The sequence below is a fragment of the Pseudalkalibacillus berkeleyi genome (assembly GCF_021608225.1).
In the GTDB taxonomy this organism is placed as follows: Bacteria; Bacillota; Bacilli; order Bacillales; family Fictibacillaceae; genus Pseudalkalibacillus; species Pseudalkalibacillus berkeleyi.
In genome coordinates this window covers 2265109-2278719 of the sequence record NZ_JAKIJS010000001.1, presented here as the reverse complement: position 1 = coordinate 2278719, position 13611 = coordinate 2265109, and the positions used below count along the sequence as shown (strand labels likewise).

The window sequence follows — 13611 nt, the reverse complement described above, 5'->3', positions numbered from 1 at the left end:
GATCACACTGTAAAAAATGGAAGTTTATCACAAAAGATAAAGTGGAACTTGAGTACTAAGCATACATAATCAGCATCATTCCAAGTATATCCAATGACAGTGGTTTAATGTTGTAATACAATAAAGGACAGTATGCAAAAAATCTGTAATTTGAGGTGAATGATTGTGTCTTGGTTAGAAACCATCGTAGGATGGGGAAATGACATTTTATGGACTTATGTCTTAATTGCCCTTTTATTAATCTTAGGTGTCTATTTCTCTATTCGTACAAAATTCGTTCAGTTTAGAATGATAAGAGAGATGGTTATGCTTCTTGGAGAAGGAGCAACTGTTTCTAAAGATAAGAAGAAACGTGGTGTATCATCATTTCAGGCGTTCAGCATCAGTACTGCCTCACGTGTTGGTACCGGTAACTTAGCTGGGGTAGCCCTTGCTATTTCTTTAGGTGGACCTGGAGCAGTCTTCTGGATGTGGATCATTGCGCTTATTGGTGCAGCCACAGCATTTGTAGAGAGTACACTTGCTCAGATCTATAAAGTTAAAGATGATTTCGGCTTCAGAGGTGGACCAGCCTATTACATGGAAAAAGGCTTGAATAAAAGATGGCTTGGGATTCTATTCTCAATCCTTATTACATTCACCTTTGGACTTGTATTCAACTCTGTACAAGCGAATACGATTTCACTTGCATTTGAAAATTCATTTGGATTAGATCGTGTTATTTTTGGGGTTGTACTTACTACAATTGTAGCGATTATTATATTTGGTGGAATCAAACGTATTGCAAGAGTAGCGGAATTAATTGTCCCATTTATGGCGATTCTTTACTTGTTAATTGCACTTTATGTCATTGTCACGAACGTTACTGAAATTCCATCCGTTATTGCGTTGATTGTTAACAGTGCATTTGGTTTGGAAGAAGCAGTAGGTGGCGGTATGGGTGCCGCTTTAATGAATGGAATCAAACGTGGATTGTTCTCCAATGAAGCTGGTATGGGTAGTGCGCCAAACGCCGCTGCAACAGCGAGTGTTTCACACCCAGCGAAACAAGGTCTCATTCAAACGTTGAGTGTATTTACAGATACAATTCTGATTTGTTCTGCGACTGCATTTATGATCATTCTTTCCGGCGTTTACACAGGATCTGATGATGGTATCCAATTGACACAACAAGCCTTAACATCTCACTTAGGTGAGTGGGCAGGTATTCTAATTGCAATTTTCATTTTCTTATTTGCATTTAGTTCGGTTGTAGGTAACTACTATTATGGTGAATCAAACATCGAATTTATGGGCGCTGGTAAGAAAAGCTGGTTGTTTGTTTACCGTTTAGCAGTAGTAGGTATGGTGTTGTTTGGATCAATAGCGAAGATTGCAATTGTATGGAGTCTAGCTGACTTGTTTATGGCCTTAATGGCTCTCGTCAACTTGATTGCTATTACGATGCTCGGAAAAATTGCGTTCGCTACATTGAAAGATTACATTGAGCAAAAACGTGAAGGGAAAAACCCAGTATTTGACCCAAGAAAAGTTGGATTGCACAACACTGAAGTGTGGGACGAAGAACGAGCACATTACAACAAAGCCACACATGAACAGTAACATCTTTTATAGGAGAGCTGACCAAATTGGTCAGCTTTCATTTTATATTATTGTATGCTAACGTTTTTTATAATCGTTAACAGGGTAATTAGATTATAAGGATTTTACTCACTCATTGGAGGCGGAGCACATGAATTATCAACAAGAGAGAATAGATACATATATGCACCTATTTAACATCGAGAAGGATTACATACAATGCCATCATATTAGTCGAGAACTGCTACAAAAAGGTGAGAATGAGAGACTAGCTAGAAGCTTGGCTACCTTATCAGCGGTAATGGAACAAGCCGTTAAGAAAAAATGCACAGGTTACAAAAAGCTCCATAAAAAATTTCTAGAACAACTTGAGGAAATAAACGACTTCCCATTTGAGGAAGAAGATTTAAGGTTGCAACTACAGCTTCTAGATGAAGAAATGACCACACATCCTGAAGAGTCGATTTCGCCAATTCAATTAAGGAAAAAAGAATAGATTGATTATGAAAAAGGGTGCCCAATAGCCAAATAGAGCTTTTGGAACACTCTTTTTTATTTTCTGCACGTTATTGTCAGGTGTTTTAACAAATCGCTGAAGTTGTTAGTCTTCATAGTGCGAATCTCGACAATTGAGCAAATAATTTCGACATTTCCCAAGTTTATTAAGACATTTCCCAGGATTATTAAGACATTTCAACATAAAATCTCGACATTCCAGTGATTATTCTCGAAATTCTGCACAAAAAAAGCTAGCTCGTAGGACAACTAATAATCCTACGAGCCAGCCTCCTCATTCAATTATTGACTAATAAACATTTGCGTCCAGTAGTGTCCGTAGTTCCCTCCTTTTGCATATCCAACGCCGATCTCAGTGTAATTACTTGAAAGAATATTTTTCCGGTGACCTTCACTATTCATCCAAGCGTTAACCACTTCTTCAGCAGTTTGTTGACCAGCTGCAATGTTTTCACCTGCTGAACGATAAGTAATACCAAAATCCTCGATCATTTTAAAAGGACTACCGTAAGTTGGTGAAGTATGACTGAAGTAATTGTTTTCAATCATATCCTTGGATTTATACCGGGCAACTCTTGAAAGCTCCCAATTTTCCTGTAGCGGCTGGAGCCCATACTTGGCTCGTTCATCGTTTACAAGTTGCACGACTTGATATTCGATGGACCTGACTCCGCTATTGTCTGGGATGTTCAACCTTTGCCCTGGATAAATGCGATCTGGGTCTTCTACTTGTGGATTCACGTTAATAATTTCTGATGTTCCTATTTGATAATACGTAGCGATTTTCCACATCGTGTCACCAGATTTTACAGTATGTGTTGAAGCGGCGAATGCTTCATTAGAAATACCCGTGACTAAAGTGACAGACAACAGTAGTGTGAGTAGTTTTGTAAGTGTTTTCATACTAAAAGTATTACAAATTCTAGTAGACTATTAAACCGGTAAATTATTCCTTACTTCTACACATGACGACATTCCTAATGTATCGAACAATTGTATCAATTATTTTGAAATCTCACCTAAATATACTGAAATTTCTGATTAAAGTGATATAATGCGGTAGATTTCATGAATAATAGAAAGGAGTAAAGTCATGCAAAACAAAAAGTTGATTCTAATTCTAGTTGCTTTATTAATTGTAACACCATTCCTAGGTGATTCCGGTTCTGCAGAAGAAATGCCCTATTTTGGTAAAGAGTATGCACAACCAGATCAAGTCATGGACCTATATCCAGAACCAAATGTTAACTTTGAAACACCAGCATTTTTAAAAGAAGACAAATCTTTTACTACACAAGAAGAAATGGAATCTTTTATTCAGAAGCTGGATGATGAGAGTGATAGATTAAAAGTTAAAAACATCGGGCAATCTATAGAAGGCCGGAACATTCCAGCGTTGTTTTATTTTAAAAAGGATCGCAAACAACATCGTAAGCCGACTGTATGGTTACAAGGGCAAATTCACGGCAATGAACCTGCCGGTGGTGAGAGTGCACTTGTGATGGCGAAAATGTTGACAGAACCATTTGGTGACAAGGTTCTAGATAAGGTGAATGTGATTATTATTCCTAGAGTTAATCCTGATGGTGCCTATGCCTTTGAACGAAGGATGGCGAACGGTTTAGATGGTAACCGTGATCATATCAAGTACGATTTACCTGAAATTCAAGCGATCCATACATTATATAATCAGTATGATCCTGAAGTAACGATTGATGCACACGAATACAGCGTTGGTAATGAGGTATTTAGTGATTTGGGTGAAGAAGGATACTTAAAATATCATGATCTTTTGATTCTATCCGGGAAGAATTTGAACATACCAGAGAAGATTCGAAATAAATCCAATGAATTGTTCGTAGAAAATGCACAAAATCAACTGTCTGAGGCAGGATTTTCAAATAGCCACTATTATGTAACCGGTCGAGAAGAGGAACATGTCGTCATAAAAGAAGGCGGAACAGCATCAAGAATTGGTCGAAATGGATACGGGTTAACACCCTCATTTTCATTCTTGGTTGAGTCTCGGGGAATCGGGATTGGTCGAGAGAACTACAAACGCCGAGTGGCAGCTCAAGTAGAAACACATAAAGAGTTAATTCAGACAACTGCTGACAAAGCGAAGGAAATTAAGAAGCTTGTATGGACTGAACGTGCAAAGCTAGTTCGAAAAGGCTTACGTGCAAACGATCAAGATCAAATTGTTATTGAAGATACGAGAGTGGGATTGTCTAATCAGACTTTAGAAGTCGTTGATGTGCAAGAAGGACGTACAAAGGATATTCCAGTAAAATATTTTAGTTCGAGTAAAGCAGAGCCAACGTTAACACGAGATCGACCGACTGCTTATTTAATTAAACCGGATCAAAAGCAGGTTGTTCATAAATTGAAAAACAGTGGGTTGGAGATATTCAGGTTACCTCGAGATATTCGGCTACCTGTTGAATCCTATACGGTCACAGAGAAAGAGGACGGAGGAACGTATGAAAGTCATCCGTTAACTGACGTGAAGACGGAAGTAACCGACAAAAATGTGCCATTCGAAAAAGGTACATATGTTGTCATGACCGCACAGCATAACGCGAATCTAGCATCTGTTGCATTAGAGCCAGAGTCAGATGATAGCTATGTAACATTCAATTTCATTCAATCAGAAATTGGGGAAGAGCTTCCAATATATCGTTTTGTAAAAGGAATTGATTCCAGACAGCAAATTAAGTCGATTATGAAAAATGGGAAGTAATCACTTTAAGTAGATGAAGGCGCAGTCCCGAAGGTGGGACTGCGCCTTTAATTATTGCATCCCATACTTTTGCCTCAAAACTACTTTAGGACGTTTGAGACATAGGTATCGAGTAGGGTTTTTCCAGAATCTTTGTCAAAAGGTATTACGCTAAAATACTTTTCATAGTAAACTATTAAGGACTAGTCTTCCATTACTGTAATATATTACAAATCAATTATGAAATGAGAGGAAGTATGAATAAAAGAAAAACTTTAATACATTGGATTACACCGATCCTTCTTGTAACGATGTTATTTATTGCTTTACCAGGAAGTTTACCTGCGAAAATGATCAGTGATAAAGCAGTGTGGGTATGGCATTCCAGTGATGAAATCTTTACAGAAGATGGCCGTGAAAATTTGATTACTTTCTCAAAAGAGAAGAATATTAACATTATTTATTTAAATACGGGAAGATATTTAGAAGAGAACTATGAATCATATAGAGCTTTTATTAAATTGGCGCATTTAAATAACATTTCCGTATACGCTCTAGACGGCTCAGCGAAATGGGCTTTGCAAATGAATCACATGAAGCCGACTGAAAGAATGCATTCAGTATTTATGTATAATAATAATTCTCAGCAGGACGAACGGTTTGACGGTATGCAATTCGATATCGAACCCTATTTATTAGCAGAGTGGAAAACAGAAGAACGAGAACAATTAATTCAAGAATACTTACTAGGCTTAGAAAATCTAGCAAATATGGCAGATACATATGGATCATCAGATGCGTTCGAATTCATGGCAGCGATTCCTTTTTGGTTTGATAAAGAGAAATATGAAACGATGTATCGAGATGTAACAAAACCATTATCCGATCATGTTATGGATACAGTAGGTAACGTCGTGATTATGGCTTATCGAGACACAGCAGGTGGACGGGATTCGATTAGTTTTCATAGTGATCATGAAATAAAATATGCTAGTAAACATAATTTGAAGGTAGTTATTGGGGTAGAGACTCAGCATTTAGAACCTTATGAGAAGGTTTCATTCTTTGAAGAGGGTGAAGCTTATATGGAAGAACAATTACAATCGATCGATCAATTGTACTCAACAGAATCTGGGTATGGAGGTCAAGCGATTCATGATTACCAGAACTATAAGGCATTGAAAGAATAAATTGACGAAGTTGATAAGAAAAGAGACTCGAAATCATTTTCGGGTCTCTTTTTCTTTGAGATTTAACCATTTGCAGCACTCTTATAACTAAAATCGTTAATAATTAATCCAGAAATCGGATAGGTCTTGACTCTTAGCAGACATTCTCGCCAATTCGGGAGATAATCTCGACATTTCCCGGAATAATCTCGACATTTCAGTAAAATAGTCCTGATATTTCAATACTCAAATCTCACTTTTATTATTCGTTTTCTTTATCATATGTCTGCTGCATCAAGCGGTCTAACACTTGTTTCCTTAGCTTCTCATCTAGTGGTGCTAATCCGAAAATCTCAGAAAACCATAATCCATCAGCTGCTAATCTAAGTATGGTCGCTTGAACGGGATCAATTCCGTCAGTTGAAATGTTTTCTTGCCAATTGGCATACGTCTGTTGAAGAGGTTTAAGCAGGTCGGGGTTAATCCCTTGGGCTGCTAACATTCCTGCACTTGTTTCTGTATTCTTAAGACTTTGATCATATGTTGCTTTAATAATGGCTCTTGTCCATTTTCCGTTACGATTAATGTCATCATAAACTGCATCCTCAACGTTCGTCCGATAAACGTTGTTCATATGTAGAACTAACCCTTCAACGAGCGCTTCTTTACTTCTAAAGTGATACAAGAGACCACCTTTACTCACTTTCGCTTCTTCAGCCACAGCATCAAGTGTTAGTGCGTCAATGCCACGATTATGCACAATTAATGCCGCGGCTTCTACGATTTTATGCCGTTTCGATTCTCTTGGCATGAATATATACCTCACAGTCTAGTTTTAATTACGTTCTATTTTACCATTAGCCCCTTTAGTATTCAATTTCACAACTTAATTAGAAGTTAAAGTATTATATTCGAGGTTGATTATAAACAGTCTGGATGGTATAGTTTCAATTGATTTCAATCATAACCGATCGGATAGTGTTTATTTTTAGTAAGGAGGAATTGAAATGAAAGGTAAAGTATTACTAACAGCCGCGGTAACTGGAGCGGGTGAAACGACTGAGAAAAACCCTAACGTACCAGTAACACCTAAGGAGATTGCGAACTCAGCAATAGAATCAGCTAAAGCTGGAGCGACAGTTGCTCATGTCCACGCGCGTAATCCTGAAACGGGTGGAATTAGTCATGATCTAAACCATTATCGAGAAATCGTTGACCGCATTCGTGAATCTGAAACAGACGTCATCATTAACATCACGTCTGGTGGAGGAGGCGATTTTATCCCAAGTCTTGCAACACCTGCTGCTGGAGGCGATGGTACGGATATGCAAACACCTGCTGAACGCCATGAGCCTGTTGGGGAACTACTTCCAGAAATGTGCACACTTGATTGTGGAAGCACCAACTTCGGCAACATGATTTATATGAGCCCGACTGACTGGTTACGGGACCAAGCAAAACGGATTCAAGATAGTGGTGTGAAACCCGAACTAGAATGCTTCGACACAGGACATATAAGATTTGCGAAACAATTGATTCAAGAGGGATTAATCGATGGGGATCCAATGTTCCAGTTTTGCCTAGGTATTCCTTGGGGTGCTGAAGCAGATGCAGAAACCATTCTATATATGAAGAATAGGCTGCCAGAAAATGCGCATTGGTCAGCTTTTGGAATTGGAAGAATGCAAATGCCTATTGCAGGACAATCTGCACTGCTAGGAGGGAATGTTCGAGTTGGACTTGAAGACAACATTTATCTATCAAAAGGTGTCCCTGCAAAGAATGAGCAGCTCGTAGATAAAGCAGTCACAATGCTACATGGGCACGGTCTAGAGCCTATGACGCCAGCAGAAGCAAGAGCACACTATCAACTTAGAAATCCATACGGAGGGGATCAGTAATGCCAGCAGACATCCAAACAATTGCAGTAGTTGGAACAGGTGTAATAGGAAATGGTTGGATCACTCGTTATCTGGCACACGGTTATGACGTAGTAGCGACAGATCCGGCTGACGGTGCAGAAGAACGTATGAGAAAAGCGGTTGAACAAGCTTGGCCGTATGTGGATGAACTCGGTCTTGCTGACGGAGCATCGAAAGATCGTCTCCATTTTGAACAAGATGTAGCAAAAGCTGTAGCGGATGCTGATTTTATTCAAGAAAATGTACCAGAAATAGAAGATTTGAAGGAATCCGTATTGGCTGAGATCGATCGATACGCGAAAAAGGATGCGATAATCGCTTCTAGTACATCTGGGATCAAGCCGTCTTACTTGCAACGAGGACTTGAATATCCAGAGCGTTTTGTTGTCGCTCATCCATTCCATCCCGTATATATTTTACCGTTAGTAGAAGTTGTACCTGGACAAGCAACTTCGAAAGCTTTTACTGATAGAGCAACCGCCTTTTTTGAGGGGATGAACATGAAGGCACTTCTCGTTAGAAATGAAATCGAAGGGCATATCGCCGATCGCCTTATTGAAGCGATTTGGCGTGAGTCCCTGCATATTGTTAACGAAGGTATTGCCACAACAGAAGAAGTTGACCAAGCTTTTATTTATGGTGCGGGCTTACGCTATGCACAATATGGTCCATTTCTAACGTTCCATCTTGCTGGTGGAGAAGGCGGTATGCGCCATATGCTTAAACAATTCGGTCCAGCATTGAAAAAACCATGGACGAAGCTTGAAGCGCCTGAACTGACAGATGAACTCCATGACCGTGTGGTTGCAGGTTGTGAAGAACAGTCCGGAGAGTGTAGTTTGTCAGATCTCGATCAGAATCGTAATGAGTTTCTCGTTAAATTACTCGATCTCGTGAAGGACTACTGGCCAGAAGCGACGAAAGACCAACAGTCGAAAGTTTAGGAGGGGAGCTTATGAGCGAATTCAAACTTCAAAGGTGTGTAAGTCCTGATTGGGTGGATTATAATGGGCATATGAATGATGCTGAATATTCACGTGTGTTCAGTCTTGCGGTTGACGAATTCATGGATCAAATTGGCTTGGATTATGAAGGGCGTCAAACGCTTGCGTATACAATCTTCACGCTCGAATCTCATATTTGCTATTTGAAAGAGGCTCATGAAGGACAACAATTGACAATAACATGTCAGATCTTAGACCTTGATAAGAAAAGGATTCACATCTTTTTCAATATGTTGAATGATCTAGATGAACTTATTGCTACGAGTGAACAAATGCTTATGGGAATCGGAACGACTGATGGTCGTCCTGCCCCCTTTCCTGAACAAGTATCATCGGTTCTAGCAGATATTTATGCGAATGATCATGAGAAAGAAACCCCAAAACAAGCAGGCCGAAAGATTGGAATTAGAAAAGGGTAATACAATTTAAGAAGTCTCAAAAAATAATTACAAGATCAAGTAGCCGTTTTTTTTCGTTTTACTTGGTCTTGTTTTTTTGGAGAAATCAGTCACTGGCACCTACTTATGAGACGCTTTTTTATATCCCCACTAGGTTGAGTTTGGTGGTAAAATAAGGAAAAATTACAACCTGTAAAGGGGAGCATAAAATGAACAAAAGTAGATTCACTTGGGTACTCATATCTGTTATGAGTATACTTGTCATTAGCTTTACGATAGGCTTTCATAAGTCTTCACCGATTGAAAAATTCCCAGTACCATTAACAGCACAAATAGAAAAACATAAAGCAGGTCATGTATCTTACAAATATAAAGGGTTTAATCAGTTATATTTGATGCAATTAAAGCTAAGAGGTTGGAAAGAAGTAGACCAGATAGGTTCTGCAATTACTCTCGAAAAGAACGGAACGAGTATGATCATCATTACTTTCAAAGACGGATTCATATTATCAAAATGATCGATAGTGAGTTCAACATAGAATATCAGAAAGCATTTTCAAAAATGAGGAATGCTTTTTAATTTGTTTAATAACAATAACTATATACTACAAAATGATAATTATTTATTGTTTATCAATAAATAATATGGTAACTTCTAATTAAGATTATTTAAGTGAGGTGCTTTTCATGAATCGAGGATCAACTAATTTTTTAAGAGTCGTTGTCTTTCTTATTGGAATTGGGGTACTTCTGTTGTGCATATTTGCACTGCCTTGGTTTGCAAAGCAAGCTTCAGAAGTTGAATCAGTGATTGCTTCCTATATCTATCCTGTGTTAATGGGTATGTACGTAGCAGCAATTCCATTTTTTATTGCTTTGTACCAGGCTTTAAGACTCTTGAAATTAATCGATAAGGACCATGCATTTTCGGAATCCTCGGTAAGAGCACTAAGGAATATAAAATTTTGTGCAGTCTCAATTAGTGTCGTGTATTTGATAGTTATGCCATTCTTCTATTTAGTAGGAGAGATAGACGACGCGCCGGGTGTCATAATGATTGGGCTGATTATCATTTTTGCTTCAATGGTAATTGCCGTCTTTGCAGGTGTTCTTCAAAAGCTTTTAAAAAGTGCTATAGATATTAAATCTGAAAATGATTTAACGGTCTGAGGTGAATCACATGGCTATAGTAATTAACATTGATGTAATGCTCGCTAAAAGAAAAATGAGTGTGACAGAACTTTCGGAAAGGGTTGGAATAACGATGGCTAACCTTTCAATTTTGAAAAATGGGAAGGCAAAAGCTGTTCGATTTTCAACCTTAGAGGCAATTTGCAAAGCATTAGAGTGTCAGCCAGGTGATCTTTTAGAATATAAAAGTGAGAGTGACAGTTGAGAATAAAAGATTGTAGGAGGCAGAGCATATGAGGGCGCTAACACAACTCATTCGATTTGGCAGGGAGCAGGCGCTTTCGTGTCTGTTTCCTGTCGTGATCTTTGCCTCCTTGGCATTGACGCAAATCACAACACTACCCTATCTACCGCGGTATGATTGGTTACTGATCATCTGCTTATTGATGCAATGGTTAATGCTGCGTTCTGGGCTTGAAACACGTGATGAATTAAAGGTCATCTCATTGTTTCACATGATTGGGCTTGCTCTAGAACTTTACAAGGTACATATGGGTTCCTGGTCTTATCCGGAAGAAGGATACAGTAAAATTTTTGGGGTACCTTTATATAGCGGATTCATGTATGCAAGTGTAGCGAGTTATCTTTGTCAGGCGTGGAGAAGACTTAAGGTTGAACTAGTGAATTGGCCATCACTTTTGCAAGTCGTTCCTCTTGCAGCTGCAATTTACTTGAATTTCTTTACCCATCATTATTGGATTGACGTTAGGTGGTGGCTATCGGCGCTTGTTATGATCGTCTTTTGGAAATCATGGGTCATATATGAGGTTGGTGGAACTCGATACAGAATGCCGCTAGCACTTTCCTTTGTACTCATTGGATTTTTTATTTGGATTGCAGAAAATATAGCAACATTTTTTAGCGCTTGGGAATATCCAAATCAACGAGAAGCATGGAGTCTAGTACATTTAGGAAAAGTGAGCTCATGGCTGTTATTAGTCATTGTTAGTTTTTTAATTGTAGCGACATTAAAGCTGGTTAAAGCTAAAAGTTACCCCAGTATATATACGAGTAAAGCTTATGATGGTGCTTATCCGAAATAGGATGAGCCTCTTTTTTTGATAAAAAACGGTTGAGTTGTACTTATTTCTAGTAGAAAAAGAGGACATTTAGTATGTAGACTTGAATGTTTAAACAATCTTTACTATATTTCATATGTCAATATACATAGAAAGCGTACGATTTGAACAATTTTATCTAATAGGAAAAGGTGTGAGGCATGATATGCTCTATATTTGGAATATTGAAAAGATCATAAATGAGACGTTACTTGAACTTAAAATAGATATCAATATTGAATTTGATAATACGTTAACTGTGCCGATGAGCTATAACGTATCAACAAACACGATCAAATTTAATTACCTTAAAGTAAATGGTTATAAAAGTAAAATAAAAGTAAAAGAGACAGAGGAGAACTTTGTAAAAATCCTTGTCTACCATATGGTCGGATATTACTTAGATTCTAGAAAACACTTTCGAGATTTAAGGATCCTTATGTATGGTGACGATAAAGAAAAAGAAGAGCTTCGTTCTAAAATTGACACGAACTCTTGGGAACTTGGGAGAACAGTGGTACCAGAAAGTCTTTTGCAGTCATATGATCGAGTGAGAGAATTGGATAAGCAATTGATTAGAAGCTGATCAATTCACCATTCTACAATTTAGATGTGCAATTGGAGCTGAAGATTAATGGATCGTTTAACTTTTAGAAAAGCAAGTGAACAAGACTTGGATACGGTCATCCGAATGCTTGCGGATGATGTTTTAGGTCAGCAAAGAGAGCGATACGAAACTCCACTACCTGATTGTTATAGAGAAGCGTTTCAAGCGATTCATACTGATCCCAATAATGAATTAGTTGTAGCTTGTGTAAGGGGAGAAGTTGTTGGTGTGATACAACTCACCTTTACACCTTATCTTACATACCAAGGGGGTTGGAGAGCGACCATTGAAGGTGTCCGAACCTCATCCACAACCCGTGGTCAAGGTATTGGAACGAAGTTAATCGAATGGGGGATCCAAAGAGCAAAGGATCGAGGATGTCACCTCGTTCAATTGACAACCGACAAGAAACGAGAGGATGCGCTTCGTTTCTATGAACAACTTGGATTCACCGCTTCACATGAAGGTATGAAATTAAAACTTTGAAATGAAAATACCGAGCTTAAATCATTTAACGAGTTTACTTCAGAGGTGCAAACAAGTATATATCAAAGCAAAACGCACTTGGTCCAGTTGAATTATTAAAAGGCAAGACACCTATTAGCGTTAAATCTGGTGAAACAATTTCATTAAATATGGATTATAAGCCCGAGCCGAATGAACGCCATCTAGTACAAATTGTGGAAAAACAAAAAGGAAATACCCCTAAAAGATGGTCAATTTACTTCACCTAAAAAACAAGGAGTATATTATTATTCGAGTTGGGTGGATGGATGATAAAAAGGAAAATGTATCCCACGGAGGTGGGTTTTTTGCATTCGTCTTGGGAGTGGATTAGGCGTTTGATCGGGTGCGCTCGTTTAAGAAAAAGTATTGTTTTAATCTAGGTTTTGTCAGTAGAGCTATATAACATTGTAAGTTGAAAGGTGCTATAGTGATGATTTTTGAAAAGAATGAAATAAATAAGTGGAAGATAGAGTTAGAAATTATGAATTCAAATTCGTCTTACAACCTTTTGTCTAAGAATAAACGAACTATTAGTTTTGAAGACATAAAGTCTGAGTTTGAAGAATCTAAGAAACTAAATACCACTCGAACATTAATTAAGAAGTCCGGAAAGTACATTGGTTTAGTGGATTACTGCATAGAAAATCCCTCCGATCATACTCCTTGGATAAGTTTGTTTGTAATTCATAAGCAGTATCAAGGTTCGAGAAACTCTCTTGAAGCCTTTAGATATTTAGAAGATCTGATTAGACAAGAAGATAAGAAGAAATTACGTTTGGCAGTACATAAGGAGAATGAGAATGGCTTATTATTTTGGACTAAACTAGGTTTTAATAAGTTTAAGGAAGTAGTTTTTGATGGAAAACCACACTACTGTTTAGAAAAGGATATATAGTCTTTATTCAAGATAAGGGTGCGTTAATCTAAGAAGGATTT

The 13611-nt window shown here is 38.1% G+C and carries 16 protein-coding genes; 14 read left to right on the top strand and 2 right to left on the bottom strand.

The features are described 5' to 3' along the window. Positions 1-159 precede the first annotated feature (159 nt). The gene (locus L2716_RS11985) at positions 160-1602 is read left to right on the top strand and encodes an alanine/glycine:cation symporter family protein (RefSeq protein WP_268963982.1); all 1443 of its coding nucleotides are present in this window, start codon (positions 160-162) and stop codon (positions 1600-1602) included. 130 nt (positions 1603-1732) lie between these two features. Beyond that, a complete protein-coding gene (locus tag L2716_RS11980) occupies positions 1733-2077 on the top strand; it encodes a hypothetical protein (protein WP_236335067.1) in 345 nt (114 codons plus the stop codon). A 302-nt stretch (positions 2078-2379) separates the two neighbouring features. Here the strand turns inward: L2716_RS11980 and safA are convergent, their stop codons facing one another. Next, positions 2380-3000: a SafA/ExsA family spore coat assembly protein gene (gene safA / locus L2716_RS11975; RefSeq protein ID WP_236335064.1), complete on the bottom strand. Its 621-nt coding sequence runs from the start codon at positions 2998-3000 to the stop codon at positions 2380-2382. A 190-nt stretch (positions 3001-3190) separates the two neighbouring features. Between safA and L2716_RS11970 the strand changes: the two genes are divergently transcribed. Continuing rightward, positions 3191-4840, top strand: coding sequence for a M14 family metallopeptidase (locus tag L2716_RS11970; RefSeq protein WP_236335043.1), 1650 nt, complete (start codon positions 3191-3193; stop codon positions 4838-4840). A 236-nt stretch (positions 4841-5076) separates the two neighbouring features. Beyond that, the gene (locus tag L2716_RS11965) at positions 5077-6009 is read left to right on the top strand and encodes a hypothetical protein (protein WP_236335035.1); all 933 of its coding nucleotides are present in this window, start codon (positions 5077-5079) and stop codon (positions 6007-6009) included. A gap of 241 nt (positions 6010-6250) precedes the next feature. Here the strand turns inward: L2716_RS11965 and L2716_RS11960 are convergent, their stop codons facing one another. Beyond that, positions 6251-6799 (bottom strand): TetR/AcrR family transcriptional regulator, encoded by a 549-nt coding sequence (locus L2716_RS11960; protein WP_236335032.1) that lies wholly within the window; start codon positions 6797-6799, stop codon positions 6251-6253. 196 nt (positions 6800-6995) lie between these two features. Between L2716_RS11960 and L2716_RS11955 the strand changes: the two genes are divergently transcribed. The 10 genes from L2716_RS11955 (at position 6996) to L2716_RS11910 (ending at position 13570) form a co-directional block, all read left to right on the top strand. Next, positions 6996-7889 carry a beta-keto acid cleavage family enzyme gene (locus L2716_RS11955; protein WP_236335030.1) on the top strand — a complete coding sequence of 298 codons (894 nt, stop codon included), beginning with the start codon at positions 6996-6998 and terminating at the stop codon, positions 7887-7889. After that, positions 7889-8854, top strand: a complete 966-nt coding sequence (locus L2716_RS11950) for a 3-hydroxyacyl-CoA dehydrogenase NAD-binding domain-containing protein (RefSeq protein WP_236335029.1) — start codon at positions 7889-7891, stop codon at positions 8852-8854. Before L2716_RS11955 ends, L2716_RS11950 begins: the two co-directional genes overlap by 1 nt. Positions 8855-8865: 11 nt before the next feature. After that, a complete protein-coding gene (locus tag L2716_RS11945) occupies positions 8866-9333 on the top strand; it encodes a thioesterase family protein (RefSeq protein ID WP_236335013.1) in 468 nt (155 codons plus the stop codon). Between the two features lie 188 nt (positions 9334-9521). Continuing rightward, on the top strand, positions 9522-9830 hold the full coding sequence (locus L2716_RS11940; protein ID WP_236335006.1) for a hypothetical protein: 309 nt from the start codon (positions 9522-9524) through the stop codon (positions 9828-9830). 169 nt (positions 9831-9999) lie between these two features. Further along, on the top strand, positions 10000-10482 hold the full coding sequence (locus L2716_RS11935; protein ID WP_236335004.1) for a DUF2975 domain-containing protein: 483 nt from the start codon (positions 10000-10002) through the stop codon (positions 10480-10482). Positions 10483-10492: 10 nt separating this feature from the next. Beyond that, on the top strand, positions 10493-10708 hold the full coding sequence (locus tag L2716_RS11930; protein ID WP_236335002.1) for a helix-turn-helix domain-containing protein: 216 nt from the start codon (positions 10493-10495) through the stop codon (positions 10706-10708). Between the two features lie 28 nt (positions 10709-10736). Next, positions 10737-11546, top strand: coding sequence for a DUF817 domain-containing protein (locus L2716_RS11925; protein ID WP_236335000.1), 810 nt, complete (start codon positions 10737-10739; stop codon positions 11544-11546). 181 nt (positions 11547-11727) lie between these two features. Continuing rightward, the gene (locus L2716_RS11920; protein WP_236334998.1) at positions 11728-12147 is read left to right on the top strand and encodes a hypothetical protein; all 420 of its coding nucleotides are present in this window, start codon (positions 11728-11730) and stop codon (positions 12145-12147) included. A gap of 48 nt (positions 12148-12195) precedes the next feature. Then, entirely contained in the window at positions 12196-12654 is a 459-nt protein-coding gene (locus L2716_RS11915; protein WP_236334996.1) for a GNAT family N-acetyltransferase, read from the top strand. Positions 12655-13105: 451 nt separating this feature from the next. Beyond that, on the top strand, positions 13106-13570 hold the full coding sequence (locus L2716_RS11910) for a GNAT family N-acetyltransferase (protein WP_236334995.1): 465 nt from the start codon (positions 13106-13108) through the stop codon (positions 13568-13570). The last annotated feature ends 41 nt before the right edge of the window (positions 13571-13611 follow it).